Raw genomic sequence first — 14,928 nt, 5'->3', positions numbered from 1 at the left:
GGACTAGGGTTTTCCTTCGCGCATCACTTTCAAAATATCCGCTAAGTGCTTAATTTAGAACAGTTTTTACTGTTCTTGCACTTTGGGAGTCGCTTCTAAGTCCTTGATTTCATTGAAATAATTGTTGCAAGTCCTCTTGCGTAGATCGTTTTTGCTGATACAGTGCAAAAAAGTGCAATTTAGTGGTGAATAGTGCATTTGTGCTTCCATTTCTTCGCCTATCTATCAAAAGAGGTTGAGCTGTCGTGTTTCAAGGGGCTTCGTCTTTAAGTTTGGATGCAAAGGGTCGGCTGTCTGTGCCGACCCGGCATCGTGACGTCCTGAGTGCCATGGCCCTGGGCCAGCTCACCATCACCAAGCACCCTCACGGCTGCTTGATGGTTTTTCCGCGTCCCGAATGGGAAAAATTCCGTGAACGCATTGCCACCCTGCCGATGTCGGCCCAGTGGTGGAAACGGATTTTTCTGGGCAATGCCATGGATGTCGAGATGGATGGCACGGGTCGCGTGCTGGTGTCGCCCGAATTGCGGGAGGCCGCCGGTATTGCCAAGGACACCCTGCTGCTGGGCATGGGCAACCATTTCGAGTTGTGGGACAAGCAAACCTACGACGCCCAAGAGGCCAAGGCGATGCAGGGCGACATGCCCGACGTCTTCAAGGACTTCTCTTTCTGAAGGCCGATGGTGGAAACTTCATGGACACACACCACTGTATTGTTGAACGAAGCCGTCGATGCGCTTCTCAACAATCCGGACGCCGAAGCCGGTGACACCGAAGCCGGCACGCACGCCTATGTGGATGCCACATTTGGTCGGGGCGGCCATTCTCGCCTGATCCTGTCCCGGCTGGCGCCGCAGGGGCGACTGATTGCCTTCGACAAAGATCTTGATGCCTTGGCCGAGGCGGCCACGATCAAGGACCCGCGTTTTTCCATCCGGCACCAGGGTTTTCGGCATCTCGGGGAGCTTCCGCACGCCAGTGTGGCCGGTGTGTTGCTTGATCTGGGCATCAGTTCGCCGCAAGTGGACAACCCGGAACGGGGTTTCAGCTTCAGGTTCGAGGGCCCCCTTGACATGCGCATGGATACCACGCGGGGCATTAGCGTGGCCGAGTGGCTGGCCGATGCCGAGGTCGACAAAATAGCGGAGGTGATACGTGACTACGGTGAAGAACGGTTTGCTGGCGCCATTGCAAAGGCGATTGTTGCTCGCCGAGAGGAGCGGGGCCCAATTTCAACAACCACCGAATTGGCCCAGCTCGTGGCTGACACGGTCAAAACCCGCGAAAAGGGCCAAAACCCCGCCACGCGCACATTTCAGGCTCTTCGGATTTTTATCAATGCCGAGCTTGAAGAGCTGCAACAGGCGCTAGAAGCCAGTCTTCAGGTGTTGCAGCCGGGCGGGCGGCTGGTCGTGATCAGCTTTCATTCGCTGGAGGATCGCATTGTCAAGCAGTTCATCGCCAAGCACTCGCGCGATGAATATGATCGGCGCGATCCGTTTGCTGCCCCCAAAATCATGCAACTCAAGGCACTGGACCGCATCAAGCCCAGTGCCGCCGAGGTGGCGGCCAACCCCCGCTCGCGCAGCGCGATCATGCGCGTGGCACAAAGGACGGCCGCATGACCCGTCTCAACCTGGTGCTGCTGCTGGCCGTGCTGGCAAGCTCTTTGTACCTCGTGAACGTGCAGTACGACTCACGCCGTCTGTTCTCCGAGCTGGACAAAGCCCGTTCTGCGGCGCACCGGATCGAGGCCGACAATGAACGCCTGCAGGTGGAAAAGCGCGATCAGGCCACCCCTTTGCGCGTGGAGAAGTTGGCCAAGGATCAATTGCAGATGCGCAGCGTCACGCCGGCCATCACGCACTATGTGACCTACCATGCCGAGCAGCCTGCTGCGGCAGGGCGAATTCAATGAGCCGCAGCATCGCTTACACCTCCAGCCCCTTGCTGGCCAGCCGGACCCCGGTCTGGCGCAGCAAGTTTATTGTGGCGGCCATCGCCCTCGGGTTTGTCGGCTTGGCTGCCCGCGCGGTGTATATCCAGGTGATTGCGAACGATTTTTTCCAAAAACAGGGGGAAGTGCGTTTTGCGCGAACGCTGGAGCTGCCTTCCAATCGGGGCCGGATCCTGGATCGCAATGGCTTGATCCTCGCCTCCAGCGTGCCGGCGCCCAGTATCTGGGCCATCCCGGAAGATGTCGAGCGCGACAAGACCCAGTTGCAGCGACTTGCCAAATTGCTGGACATGCCGCTGGCCGAACTCACCAAGCGCCTGGAAGACGAGGACAAGAGTTTTGTCTGGCTCAAGCGCCAGGTCGACGAGTCGGTGGCGCAAGAAATCACGGCCATGGGTATCAAAGGAATCTACCAGCGCAAGGAATACAGACGTCAGTACCCCGAAGGCGAGGCGGCAGCGCATGTGGTCGGTTTCACCAATGTGGAAGACAAAGGCCAGGAAGGCATTGAGCTGGCGTTCAACAAGGATCTTGCCGGGCACAACGGCTCCCGTCGGGTGATCAAGGACCGCCTCGGTCGGGTGGTGGAGGCGGTGGGCGAGACCGTCGCGCCCGCTGACGGGCGTGACCTGCAGCTCAGCATTGACAGCAAGGTTCAGTTTTTTGCCTACCAAAAGCTGCGCGATGCCGTGCTGCTGCACAAAGCCAAGGCCGGCAGTGTCGTGGTTCTGGATGTGGTGACCGGTGAAGTGCTGGCGTTGGCCAACTACCCCAGCTACTCGCCGATGAAGCGACAGGGCCTGAGCGGCGCCCAATTGCGCAACCGGGCGCTGACGGACACCTTCGAGCCGGGCTCCGTGATGAAGCCGTTCACGATTGGGCTGGCGCTGGAGACCGGTCGCGTTACGCCGCAGACCCTGATTGACACGGGCAAGGGCCGGTTCACGATCACGGGCTCCACGATTTCCGACTCGCACCCCAATGGCGTGCTGACGGTCGAAGGTGTGATCCAGAAATCCAGCAATATCGGCACCGCCAAGATTGCGATGCAAATGCAGCCGCGCGAAATGTGGGAGCTTTTTTCAGAAGCGGGTTTTGGGCAGAAGCCGCAGATCAGTTTCCCCGGTGCGGTGTCGGGGCGGCTGCGCCCCTTCAAGACCTGGCGCCCGATTGAGCAGGCCACCATGTCGTATGGCTACGGCCTGTCGGCGTCACTGTTCCAGATGGCGCGCTCCTATACGGTTTTTTCCAACGGCGGCAAGATCATTCCGGTCACCATGCTCAAGAACAGCGAACCGGCCGTGGGCGTGCCGGTCCTGTCGGCGCATACGGCCGACCAGGTGCGCAAGATGCTGCAGCTGGCGGCGGGTCCGGGCGGCACCGGTCAAAAAGCGCAGACCATCGGGTACTCCGTGGGTGGCAAATCCGGCACCGCCTACAAACAGGTTGGCAAGGGCTACGGCACCGCTGGCAATCGCAAATACCGGGGCTGGTTTGTCGGCATGGCGCCGATTGAGCAGCCGCGCATCATCATCGGCGTGATGATTGATGAGCCCAGCGCTGGCCAGTATTTTGGTGGGGCGGTGGCCGCTCCCGTGTTCAGTGAAGTGGCGCAGCAGACCCTGCGCATGATGGGTGTTCAGCCCGACATGGCGGTCAAGCCCCAGATCGTGGCCAAAGCGGAAGAAGAGAGCCTGTGATGCTTGAATTCCAAACCCCCCTGGACGCCGCCAACTGGCTGCGCAGCCGCGTGACCGGGACGATTCGTACCGACAGCCGCAAGCTGCAGCCGGGTGACGGCTTCATCGCCTGGCCGGGCGCGGCCGTTGACGCCCGCCAGCATGTTGCCGCTGCGCTGGCCCGCGGCGCGACCGCCTGTCTGGTGGAGCTGGACGGTGCCGAACCTTATGCCTTCAGTGGCGACAACGTTGCCGCCTACGCCCGGCTCAAAGCGGCCAGCGGCCCGATTGCCGCGGCGTATTTCGAACAACCTTCCGAGCAGTTGGCGGTGCTGGCCGTGACCGGCACCAACGGCAAAACCTCCACCGCCTGGTGGCTGGCGCAGGCGCTATCGAATTTAAAGCAGGTGGCACCCATTCCATGCGGGTTGGTGGGTACTTTGGGTATTGGCCGACCACCGGCGCCGGGCCAGGCTGCCCCGTTGGCTTCGGTCGCGGGTGTTGCCGAGATTGTGGCGACCGGTATGACCACGCCCGACCCGGTGCTGCTGCAACAAACTTTCCGGCGCTTTGTCGAAGCGGGTGTCCAGGCGTGCGCGATCGAGGCTTCCTCCATCGGCATCGAAGAGCACCGCCTGGATGGGACCCGCATCCGCACCGCTATTTTCACCAACTTCACGCAAGACCATCTGGACTACCACGGCACGATGGAAGCCTACTGGCAAGCCAAGGAACCTCTGTTTCAGTGGTCCGGCCTGCAATCGGCGGTGATCAATATTGACGATGTTCAGGGCGCCGCGCTGGCGGTGGCGCTGAGCGGCAAGGTGCCTGACGTGTGGACAGTCTCGCTCACTGAATCAGCACGGCTGCAGGCCCGCAACATCAGCTACGACGCGCAGGGCCTGTGTTTCGAGTTGGTGGAGGATGGCGTTGCGGGCAACCCGCCGCCGGTGTTGCACACCCAGCTGATCGGGACCTACAACGTGTCCAACCTGCTGGGCGTGATCGCCGCCATGCGCTCGATGGGCGTGTCGCTCGCGGCCGCCATTGAATCGTGCCACGATTTGACCCCGGTGCCTGGTCGCATGGAGTGCGTGGGCGATGCGGGCCAGCCTCTGGTGGCGGTGGATTACGCCCACACGCCGGACGCGTTGGGCAAAGCGCTGGTGGCACTGCGTTCCCTGGCGGAGCAGCGGGGAGGCCAACTCTGGTGTGTCTTCGGCTGCGGCGGCGCCCGGGATGCGGCCAAACGGCCCCTGATGGGGGCCATGGCCGCCCGGCATGCCGACCAGGTGGTGGTCACCAGTGACAACCCGCGCAACGAAAAACCCGAAGTCATCATCAGCCAGATTTTGCTTGGCTTGACCGGTCATGAACCGGTGACGGTGCAGCCTGACCGTGCGCTGGCGATTGCGCAGTCGCTGGCCCAGGCGGCGGCCAACGATGTGCTGCTGGTCGCTGGCAAAGGCCATGAAGATTATCAAGAAGTGAACGGCGAGCGTTTGCCCTTTTCCGACCTGGACCATGTTCGCCGGGCCTTGGCGGGCTGGACTGCCCCCGTCCCCGTCCCCCAATCGGGAGCGCCAGATGCGTGACATGATGACGCTGCAGCAAACCCTGGCGTGGCTCACGAGCGCACGCCTGGTCGGCCATGGCGCGGTGACTTTTCGGCGCGTGCATACCGACACCCGCACGATTGAACCGGGGGATCTGTTTGTGGCGCTGCAGGGCGAGCGCTTTGACGCCAATGATTTTCTGGCCGAGGCCAAAGCCAAGGGCGCCGTAGCCGCCGTCTGTCAGGGAGATGCCGATGACCGCCTGCGCGCCGTTGGCCTGCCTGGCGTGGTGGTGGCGGATGCCAAGCTGGCGCTGGCGGCACTGGCCACGGGCTGGCGCGCACAGTTCAAGCTGCCGCTGATGGCGGTGACCGGCAGCAACGGCAAGACCACCGTGACGCAGATGATCGCCGCCATCTTGCAGGCTTTCAAGCCGCAGGCCTTCTTGGCCACGCAAGGCAATTTCAACAATGAGATCGGTGTTCCCTTGACGGTGCTGCGGTTGCGCCCGCACCATGAAGTGGCCGTGATTGAGCTGGGCATGAACCATCCGGGCGAGATTGCGACCCTGGCCGCCATCGCCCAGCCGACGGTGGCGCTGGTGAATAACGCACAGCGTGAGCATCTTGAATTCATGGCCACGGTGGAAGCCGTGGCGCAAGAAAACGGCGCCGTCATTGACGCGCTGGCCGCCAATGGGGTGGCGGTGTTCCCCAGTGACGACCTTTACAGCACGCTGTGGTCCGCCAAAGCTGGTCAACGTGCCGTGCTGCAGTTCTGTGTCGCCAATGACGCCGTCCATACGGCGGATGTGCGGTGTACCGAAGCGGTCTGGTCGGGCGCTGCCTGGCAGGTGGCCGTGACCACTCCGGCCGGTCCGCTGCGCTATGCCCTGCATATTGCCGGCCTGCACAACGTCAAGAATTCACTCGCCGCCGTGGCCTGCACACTGGCCGCCGGCGTCTCGCTGGAGGCCATCGCTCTGGGCTTGGCCGCGTTTGAGCCGGTCAAAGGGCGCTCCCGTGCCGTGCTGGTCCAAGCCGGCGAGCGCGCCATTACGCTGGTCGACGATACCTACAACGCCAACCCCGACTCGGTGCAGGCAGCCATTCATGTGCTGGCCGCCCTGCCGGGGCCGCGGCTGCTGGTGCTGGGCGACATGGGCGAAGTGGGCGATCAGGGACCGCAGTTCCATGCCGAAGCCGGGCAACTGGCCCGCACGCTTGGGATTGAGGCGCTGTTCACGCAGGGGGACTTGTCCGCCGCCGCCTCAAGCAGCTTCGGCGCCGGCCGTCATTTTGCCGATAGTCAATCCATTCAAGCGGCCGTGTTGGCCGAACTGCCTCGCGTGGGCAGTGTGCTGGTCAAGGGTTCGCGATTCATGAAGATGGAGCGGGTGGTTGAAGCCATCGTCGCCCACGCCCACAACGACAAGGAAAAAAGTCATGCTGTTTAACTCCCACTCTAGGAGTTCGCAATGCTGCTAAGTCTTGCCCAATGGCTGCAGTCGCTGTCGCCTGAATTCGGGTTTTTTCGGGTTTTCCAATACCTGACGTTCCGCGCCGTCATGGCCGCCTTGACGGCGCTGCTGATGGGGCTGGTGGCCGGGCCTTTTGTCATTCGGCGCCTGACGGAACTCAAGATCGGCCAGCCGATTCGGGGTTACGGCATGGACTCGCACCAGATCAAGAGTGGCACGCCGACCATGGGCGGCGTCCTGATTTTGCTGTGCATCGCCATCTCCACCCTGTTGTGGGTTGACCTGAGCAACCGGTTTGTCTGGATCGTGCTGCTGGTGACGCTGGGTTTTGGTGCGATTGGCTGGGCGGACGATTGGCGCAAGGTCGTGAATAAAGATCCCGAGGGCATGCGGTCGCGGGAAAAGTATTTCTGGCAATCCTTGATCGGTCTGGTGGCGGCGCTCTACCTGGTGTTCAGCATTTCGGAAAACTCGAATATGCGTGTGCTGGAGTTGTTTTTCAGATGGGTGCAGTCGGGCTTTGATTTGAGTCTGCCGCCCAAAGCCGGCTTGCTGTTGCCGTTCATGAAGGAGATCAGTTATCCGCTGGGCGTGCTCGGCTTTGTCATCCTGACCTACCTCGTGATCGTCGGCTCCAGCAATGCGGTGAACCTCACCGATGGTCTGGACGGCCTGGCCATCATGCCGGTGGTGATGGTCGGCTCGGCGCTGGGCATTTTTGCCTATGTGACCGGCAGCGCGGTCTATTCCAAGTACCTGTTTTTTCCACACATTCCGGGGGCCGGTGAACTGCTGATCTTCTGCTCGGCCATGGCCGGGGCGGGGCTGGCGTTCTTGTGGTTCAACACCCACCCGGCGCAGGTGTTCATGGGTGACGTGGGTGCGTTGGCGCTGGGCGCGGCCTTGGGCACCATCGCGGTGATCGTGCGTCAGGAAGTTGTGTTGGCCATCATGGGCGGCATTTTTGTGGTCGAGGCCTTGTCGGTCATGCTGCAGGTGACTTACTTCAAGTACACGAAAAAGCGCTATGGGCAAGGACGGCGCATTTTGAAGATGGCGCCGCTGCACCATCATTTCGAGAAAAGCGGCTGGAAAGAAACGCAGGTTGTGGTGCGGTTCTGGATCATCACCATGCTCTTGTGCCTGGTGGGCCTGTCGACCTTGAAGCTGAGATAAGCCGTGAACACGCTGCAAGACCAACACGTTCTCATTCTGGGCCTGGGTGCATCCGGCTTGGCGATGGCGCGTTGGTGCGCGCGCTTGGGCGCCCAGGTGACGGTCGCGGATACCCGCACCGCGCCGCCGCAGTTGGCCGCCTTGCAAGGCGAGGTGCCGGCCGCCCGGTTTGTCAGTGGCGTTTTCGACGCGGCGCTGGTCGACGGCAGCGACGTCCGCGCCGTGTTCAAGAGTCCGGGATTGATGCCGGCCGAAGTTGCTACAGTTATGAAAGCGGCACACGCACAGGGATTGTGGGCTGCAGGCGAATTAGGCTTATTTTCGCAGGCGCTCATCAACCTGAAGGCGGAGCGCGGCTACGACCCGAAAGTGCTGGCCGTGACCGGCACCAACGGCAAAACCACGGTCACTTCGCTCACCGGGCAACTGGTCAGCCGGGCGGGTAAAACGGTCGCCGTGGCCGGCAATATCGGCCCCACGCTGCTGGACACGTTGATCAAACACCTGGACGCGGAATCACTGCCCGAGGTCTGGGTCATCGAGTTGTCGAGCTTTCAGCTGGACGGTGAAAAAACCTTCGAGCCCAGCGCCGCCACCGTACTCAACATCACGCAAGACCACCTGGACTGGCATGGCAGCATGGCGGCTTATGTGGCGGCCAAGGCCAACATCTTTGGCTCACAGGGCTTGATGGTGCTGAACCGGGAAGACCCGGTCGTCATGGCCATGTTGCCGGAACCCCTGCGCGTGAAGCTGCAGCGCCCCTTGTATCGTCCTTATGTCACGTTCGGGGGCGACATGCCGCAGCGCCCGGGTGACTTTGGCATTGAGCAGGTCAATGGCATGGTGTGGCTGGTGCGCGCGTTGGAAGCCGATGAGACCCGCCGCAAACGCAGTGAAGCCGCCGAAGAAATTCACATTCAGCGCCTGATGCCGGCCGACGCCTTGCGCATCCGGGGCCGCCATAACGCGGTCAATGCCCTGGCGGCGCTGGCGCTCGCCTCCGCCGCGGGTTGTGGTCTGGGGCCCATCCTCTACGGCCTGCGTGAATACCGGGGCGAACCGCATCGGGTCGAACCGATCGGCATCTTCAATGAAGTGGAATTTTTTGACGATAGCAAAGGCACCAATGTCGGCGCCACCGTGGCCGCCCTGTGCGGTCTGGGGGCGGAGCGCAAGGTGATCGCCATCATGGGTGGTGAAGGCAAGGGGCAAGACTTCACGCCGCTGGCCGAACCGGTGTCGCGCTACGCCCGCGCGGTGGTGCTGATTGGCCGCGATGCGCCGCAGATTCGGGCCGCACTGGAACACACTGGCGTGCCGCTGAGTGAGGCCGCGTCCATGGCCGAGGCGGTGGCGCAGGCGAATCGGCTGGCCCATGCCGGCGATGCGGTGCTGATGTCGCCGGCCTGTGCTAGCTTCGACATGTTTGACAACTATGAGCACCGCGCCCGGGTGTTCGTAGAGGCGGTGAGTGCCGTCGCCAGCGCCGCCGGTGCCGAGATGGGAGGCACGCTGTGAGCGGCTTTACCCAGCGCATGACCGGCTGGCTCGGCAGCTTGGCCAAGCCGGTGGGCGATGTCCTGCCGGTGCGGCTGGGCGCGACGCGGCGTGCCGAAACCGGCAGCGCGCCGTCGCGTGAGATGGTGTTTGACCAGGCGCTGATCTGGGTCACCGTGGCGCTGCTCGCCTGGGGGCTGGTGATGGTCTACTCGGCCTCGATTGCCATGCCGGAAAACCCCCGGTTTGCCAAGTACACGCACACCTATTTCCTGACGCGCCATGTGATGTGGCTGGTGATTTCATTTGTGGCGGCACTGCTGGCGTTCCAGGTTCCGGTGGCGACCTGGGAGAAAGCGGCCCCTTGGCTGTTCGTGGCGTCGTTGGTGTTGCTGACCGCGGTCTTGATTCCACATGTCGGCAAAGTGGTCTATGGCGCCCGCCGCTGGATTGCGCTGGGGCCGTTGAGTTTTCAGCCTTCCGAACTGGCCAAGTTCACCGTGCTGCTGTATGCCGCGGACTATATGGTGCGCAAGATGGAGGTGAAAGAACGCTTCTTTCGCGCCGTGTTGCCGATGGGGGCGGCGGTGGCGGTGATCGGAGTGTTGCTGCTGCTGGAGCCTGACATGGGCGCCTTCATGGTGATCGCCGTGATCGCCATGGGCATTTTGTTTCTGGGTGGCGTCAACGCCCGCATGTTCTTCTTGATTGCGGCCGTGCTGTTGGTCGCCTTCGGATTGATGATTGCCACCAGTGAATGGCGGCGCGAGCGTATTTTTGCCTACCTCGACCCCTGGAGCGAGAAGAACGCCTTGGCCAAAGGCTACCAGCTTACCCATTCCCTGATCGCCATTGGCCGCGGTGAGATTTTTGGCGTCGGGCTGGGCGGCAGTGTGGAAAAACTGCACTGGTTGCCCGAAGCCCACACCGATTTTCTGCTGGCCGTGATCGGGGAAGAGTTCGGCCTGGTCGGCGTGGTCTGCGTGATTGGCCTGTTCCTCTGGCTGACGCGCCGCATGATGCACATCGGACGCCAGGCCATTGCGCTGGACCGGGTGTTTGCCGGGCTGGTGTCGCAGGGTGTCGGCATCTGGATGGGCTTCCAGGCCTTCATCAACATGGGGGTGAACCTCGGCGCCCTGCCCACCAAAGGCCTGACCTTGCCGCTGATGAGCTACGGCGGCTCCGCCATTTTGGTCAACATGGTCGCGCTCGCCGTGGTGTTGCGGATTGACTATGAAAACCGACTGCTGATGCAGGGGGGCCGGGTATGAGCGCTAGCAAGACCGCACTCGTGATGGCCGGCGGCACGGGGGGGCATATTTTCCCGGGGCTGGCGGTGGCGCAGGCTTTGCGCGAACGAGGCTGGCGGGTGCACTGGCTCGGTGGGACGGGCACTGCCGCCCAGCCGAGCATGGAAAGCCGGCTGGTGCCGCCCCAGGGCTTCCCGCTGGAAGCGCTTGATTTCTCGGGGGTGCGCGGCAAAGGATTCTCGACGCTCGCCAGGTTGCCTTGGCGCCTGCTGCGCGCGTGCTGGCAAAGCATCCAGGTGCTGCGCCGCGTCAAGCCCGACGTCGTGGTGGGGCTGGGTGGCTACATCACTTTTCCGGCCGGGCTGATGAGCGCTCTGCTGGGCAAACCCCTGATCCTGCACGAACAAAATTCAGTGGTGGGCATGGCCAACAAGGTGTTGGCGGCGGTGGCGCAGCGCGTGTTCACCGCTTTCCCTGATGTCCTCAAAAAAGGGCAGTGGGTGGGCAACCCCCTGCGGGCGGCTTTCATTGGTGGCCCCGACCCTGCCACCCGCTTTGCCGGGCGCAGCGGACCTTTGCGCTTGCTGGTGCTGGGCGGCAGTCTGGGGGCGCGGGCCTTGAACGATATCGTGCCCCGGGCGCTGGCCCTGATTCCGCTGCATGAGCGCCCGCTGGTGATCCACCAAAGCGGCGCCACCCAGATTGATCAATTGCGCGCCAACTACGCGCAGGTGGGGGTGCAGGCGCAACTCACACCTTTTATTGACGACACTGCGCAAGCTTTTGCCGATGCCGATCTGGTGATTTGCCGCGCGGGCGCCAGTACCGTGACCGAGATTGCCGCCGTCGGCGCGGCGGCCCTGTTTGTGCCGTTCCCGTTCGCGGTGGACGATCACCAGACCGCCAATGCCCGATTTTTGGTCGATCAGGGCGCCGGCTGGCTGGTGCCGCAGTCGGAGTTGACCCCCGAGCGGCTTGCTGAGATGCTACAAAAAACAGAGCGTAGTGTGCTGCTGACATGCGCGCTGCAAGCCAAAAGATTAGAAAAAACTGACGCGACCGCGAAAATCGTGGCCGCGTGTGAGGACCTGATTTCATGAAACATGCTGTTCGTCATATTCACTTTGTAGGCCTCGGCGGCGTTGGCATGTCGGGCATCGCTGAAGTGCTGTTTAATCTGGGCTACGTGATTTCAGGCTCCGACTTGGCGGACAGCGTCACCTTGAAGCGCCTCGCCGGCCTGGGCATCCAGACCTACATCGGCCATGCCGCCGCCAACGTGGATGGCGCCGACGCGGTGGTCACTTCCACCGCCGTGCAGGCCGACAATCCTGAAGTGCTGACCGCCCGCGAGAAGCACATCCCGGTGGTGCCGCGGGCGCTGATGCTGGCCGAGTTGATGCGTCTCAAGCAGGGCATCGCCATTGCCGGCACCCACGGCAAAACCACCACCACCAGCCTGGTGGCCAGCGTGCTGGCGGAAGCCGGTTTGGACCCCACCTTTGTGATTGGTGGCCGGCTCAACAGTGCCGGTGTCAACGCGCGGCTGGGACAGGGCGATTACATCGTGGTGGAAGCCGACGAGTCGGACGCCTCCTTCCTGAAGCTGTCGCCCGTGATGGCGGTGGTGACCAATATCGACGCCGACCACATGGAGACCTACGGGCACGACTTTGCCCGGCTCAAGCAGGCGTTCGTTGATTTTCTGCACCGCATGCCGTTTTATGGCACCGCCATTTTGTGCACCGACGACCCCGCTGTGCAAGACATCGTGCCGCTGGTAACCTGCCCGATCACAAGCTACGGCTTCAACGAAGGCGCACAAGTGCGCGCCGTGGATGTGCGCGCCGTGGACGGGCAAATGCACTTCACGGTGCAGCGCCGCAATGGCGTGGTGCTGTCGGACCTGGACGTGGTGCTGAACCTGCCGGGCCGGCACAACGTGCTCAATGCCTTGTCGGCGATTGCGGTGGCGGTAGAGCTGAATGTGGCGGACACCGCAGTGCAAAAGGCGCTGGCCGAGTTCAAGGGCGTCGGTCGCCGCTTCCAGCGCTACGGCGAGGTCCGGGCGCGTGATGGCGGCTTCTTCACGCTGATTGACGACTATGGCCACCACCCGGTTGAAATGGCGGCCACGCTGGCGGCGGCACGCGGGGCTTTTCCGGAGCGGCGCTTGGTGCTGGCGTTCCAGCCGCATCGCTACACCCGCACCCGGGATTGTTTTGAGGATTTCATCAAGGTCATTGCGCTGGCCGATGCCGTGCTGCTGGCCGAGGTCTATGCCGCCGGTGAGGCGCCGATTGTGGCGGCCGATGGCCGCAGTCTGGCGCGCGCGCTACGCGTGGCGGGGCGCATCGAACCTGTCTTCGTGGACAACATCGCCGACATGCCGCAAAGCATCCTCGACAACGCCCGCGCCGGCGACGTGGTGCTGTGCATGGGCGCCGGCTCAATCGGTGCCGTGCCGGGCAAAGTGGTCGAATCGCTACAAAATACTGAGCAACTAACGCAGGAAATACGCGGGCTATGAGCTATTCTGAATTAAATCTAGGCAAAGTGGCGGTGCTCATGGGCGGCGCCTCCGCCGAGCGTGAAGTGTCCCTGATGTCCGGCCAGGGCGTGCTGCAGGCCTTGCTGTCGCAAGGCGTCGATGCCCATGCGTTTGATCCGTCCGAGCGCGATCTGGCTGAACTCAAACGGGAAGGTTTTGCACGCTGCTTCATCGCCTTGCATGGCCGCTTTGGGGAGGACGGCACGGTGCAGGGAGCGCTGGAGTTGCTGGGTATTCCCTACACTGGTTCCGGCGTCATGGCGTCGAGCATCGGCATTGACAAGGTCATGACCAAGCGCATCTGGCGCAGTGAAGGCTTGCCCACCCCCGAGTGGCTGCAGGTCGACAGCGCGGCGGCCACCGAACGAGCCTTTGCCGAGTTGGGATGCCCGATGATTGTGAAGCCCGACCGCGAAGGCTCCACCATCGGCCTGACCAAAGTCACGCACAAAGACCAGTGCGCCGCGGCCTATGCGCTGGCGGTCCGGCATGACGCCATGGTGTTGTGCGAGCAGTTCATCAGCGGCGATGAGGTGACGATTCCCGTGCTGGGGTCGGGCTCCGCCGCCCAGGCCCTGCCGGTGATCCGCATTGTGGCGCCGGACGGCAACTACGATTACCAGAACAAGTATTTCACCAACACCACGCAGTATCTGGTGCCCTGCGGGCTGCCCGACGGTGAAGAGCAGCATATTCAACAACTGGTGCTCCGGGCCTACCGGGTGCTGGGTTGTCGCGGCTGGGCCCGTGCCGACGTGATGATTGACGCCCGCACGCGCAAGCCGTATCTGCTTGAAATCAATACCTCGCCCGGCATGACCAGCCATTCGCTGGTGCCGATGTCGGCCCAGGCCGCCGGTATTGCTTACCCGGCGCTGTGCGTGGAGGTCTTGCGCCATGCCGCCCTCGACTATGCGTTGGCCGCTGGCACCCCCAGCGCTGGTGCAGCGGACTCGTCCAAGGTCGCTCCATGACTAAAAACCTGCCCGCACCATTCGATGTGAAGCTCATGAACATGACGGCCTCCGCCCTGTTCCTGGCGTTCGCCTTGATGGTCGTTGGCGCAGTGGCGGGCTGGGCCTCGCGTCACCCCAAATTTGCCATCAGCGGCATTGCGGTGACCGGCGAAGTGACACACAACAATGCGCTGACCCTGCGGGCCAATGTGGCCCCCCGGTTGAGCGGCACGTTTTTCACGATGGATCTGACCGCAGCACGGCTCGCTTTTGAGGCGGTGCCCTGGGTGCGTCAGGCGGTGGTGCGGCGCGAATTTCCGAATCGGCTCAAGGTGCTGTTGCAGGAGCACAAGGCGGTGGCTTTCTGGGGTGTGGAGGGGGAGTCCCGGATGGTCAACAGTTTTGGCGAAGTGTTTGAAGCCAATATTGGCGAGGTCGATCAAGAGACCTTGCCTCGCTTGAATGGCCCGGACGTCCAGGCGGCGCTGATCCTGGCGATGTACCAGACGCTGCAGCCGATGTTTGAAGACATGGACATGGCGCTGGAGCAACTTGAACTGACCGTTCATGGCGGCTGGCGGGTGAAGCTCGATACGGGCGCGGTCATCGAGCTGGGTGGCGGCTCGGTGGCGGAGGTGCAGGCCCACACGCAACGATTTCTCAAGACGCTGACCCAGGTCACTTCCCGCTACGGACGAACGCCGGATGCCCTGGAAACAGCAGATTTGCGACATCAAGATGGGTATGCCATTCGCTTGCGGGGTGTGACCACCCTCGTGGCGGATGTGCAGAAAAAGTAACGGTAATAACGGCAGTAACG

At 62.5% G+C, this 14,928-nt stretch carries 13 protein-coding genes; all 13 read left to right on the top strand.

Going from position 1 to position 14,928, the window contains the following annotated elements; translation table 11 throughout:
* The first annotated feature begins 245 nt into the window (after positions 1–245).
* From mraZ to HHJ17_RS09245, 13 genes are read left to right on the top strand one after another with little or no spacing between them, the layout of a single operon-like run.
* The gene (gene mraZ / locus HHJ17_RS09305; RefSeq protein ID WP_296501027.1) at positions 246–674 is read left to right on the top strand and encodes a division/cell wall cluster transcriptional repressor MraZ; all 429 of its coding nucleotides are present in this window, start codon (positions 246–248) and stop codon (positions 672–674) included.
* Between the two features lie 9 nt (positions 675–683).
* On the top strand, positions 684–1,625 hold the full coding sequence (gene rsmH / locus HHJ17_RS09300; protein ID WP_296505765.1) for a 16S rRNA (cytosine(1402)-N(4))-methyltransferase RsmH: 942 nt from the start codon (positions 684–686) through the stop codon (positions 1,623–1,625).
* Positions 1,622–1,918 carry a cell division protein FtsL gene (gene ftsL, locus HHJ17_RS09295; RefSeq protein ID WP_296501030.1) on the top strand — a complete coding sequence of 99 codons (297 nt, stop codon included), beginning with the start codon at positions 1,622–1,624 and terminating at the stop codon, positions 1,916–1,918. Before rsmH ends, ftsL begins: the two co-directional genes overlap by 4 nt.
* Complete coding sequence (locus tag HHJ17_RS09290; protein ID WP_296501032.1) at positions 1,915–3,657, top strand: penicillin-binding protein 2; 1,743 nt, start codon at positions 1,915–1,917, stop codon at positions 3,655–3,657. The genes ftsL and HHJ17_RS09290 overlap by 4 nt, the downstream gene beginning before the upstream one ends.
* Positions 3,657–5,231, top strand: coding sequence for a UDP-N-acetylmuramoyl-L-alanyl-D-glutamate--2,6-diaminopimelate ligase (locus HHJ17_RS09285; RefSeq protein WP_296505591.1), 1,575 nt, complete (start codon positions 3,657–3,659; stop codon positions 5,229–5,231). Before HHJ17_RS09290 ends, HHJ17_RS09285 begins: the two co-directional genes overlap by 1 nt.
* Before the next feature lies 1 nt (position 5,232).
* Positions 5,233–6,648 (top strand): UDP-N-acetylmuramoyl-tripeptide--D-alanyl-D-alanine ligase, encoded by a 1,416-nt coding sequence (gene murF, locus HHJ17_RS09280; RefSeq protein WP_296501192.1) that lies wholly within the window; start codon positions 5,233–5,235, stop codon positions 6,646–6,648.
* A gap of 21 nt (positions 6,649–6,669) precedes the next feature.
* Complete coding sequence (gene mraY / locus HHJ17_RS09275; RefSeq protein WP_296501036.1) at positions 6,670–7,848, top strand: phospho-N-acetylmuramoyl-pentapeptide-transferase; 1,179 nt, start codon at positions 6,670–6,672, stop codon at positions 7,846–7,848.
* Positions 7,849–7,851: 3 nt separating this feature from the next.
* Entirely contained in the window at positions 7,852–9,369 is a 1,518-nt protein-coding gene (gene murD / locus HHJ17_RS09270; RefSeq protein WP_296501037.1) for a UDP-N-acetylmuramoyl-L-alanine--D-glutamate ligase, read from the top strand.
* A 17-nt stretch (positions 9,370–9,386) separates the two neighbouring features.
* Complete coding sequence (ftsW, locus tag HHJ17_RS09265) at positions 9,387–10,622, top strand: putative lipid II flippase FtsW (RefSeq protein WP_296501194.1); 1,236 nt, start codon at positions 9,387–9,389, stop codon at positions 10,620–10,622.
* A complete protein-coding gene (murG, locus tag HHJ17_RS09260) occupies positions 10,619–11,701 on the top strand; it encodes an undecaprenyldiphospho-muramoylpentapeptide beta-N-acetylglucosaminyltransferase (RefSeq protein WP_296501038.1) in 1,083 nt (360 codons plus the stop codon). The genes ftsW and murG overlap by 4 nt, the downstream gene beginning before the upstream one ends.
* A complete protein-coding gene (gene murC / locus HHJ17_RS09255) occupies positions 11,698–13,131 on the top strand; it encodes a UDP-N-acetylmuramate--L-alanine ligase (protein WP_296501041.1) in 1,434 nt (477 codons plus the stop codon). The genes murG and murC overlap by 4 nt, the downstream gene beginning before the upstream one ends.
* On the top strand, positions 13,128–14,126 hold the full coding sequence (locus tag HHJ17_RS09250; RefSeq protein WP_296501043.1) for a D-alanine--D-alanine ligase: 999 nt from the start codon (positions 13,128–13,130) through the stop codon (positions 14,124–14,126). Before murC ends, HHJ17_RS09250 begins: the two co-directional genes overlap by 4 nt.
* On the top strand, positions 14,123–14,908 hold the full coding sequence (locus HHJ17_RS09245; RefSeq protein ID WP_296501047.1) for a cell division protein FtsQ/DivIB: 786 nt from the start codon (positions 14,123–14,125) through the stop codon (positions 14,906–14,908). The genes HHJ17_RS09250 and HHJ17_RS09245 overlap by 4 nt, the downstream gene beginning before the upstream one ends.
* Positions 14,909–14,928: the final 20 nt, after the last annotated feature.

The organism is Rhodoferax sp., from assembly GCF_012927445.1.
In the GTDB taxonomy this organism is placed as follows: domain Bacteria; phylum Pseudomonadota; class Gammaproteobacteria; order Burkholderiales; family Burkholderiaceae_C; genus Rhodoferax.
Note: the sequence above shows the minus strand (reverse complement) of the source record. Positions and strands in the feature narration are given on the sequence as shown.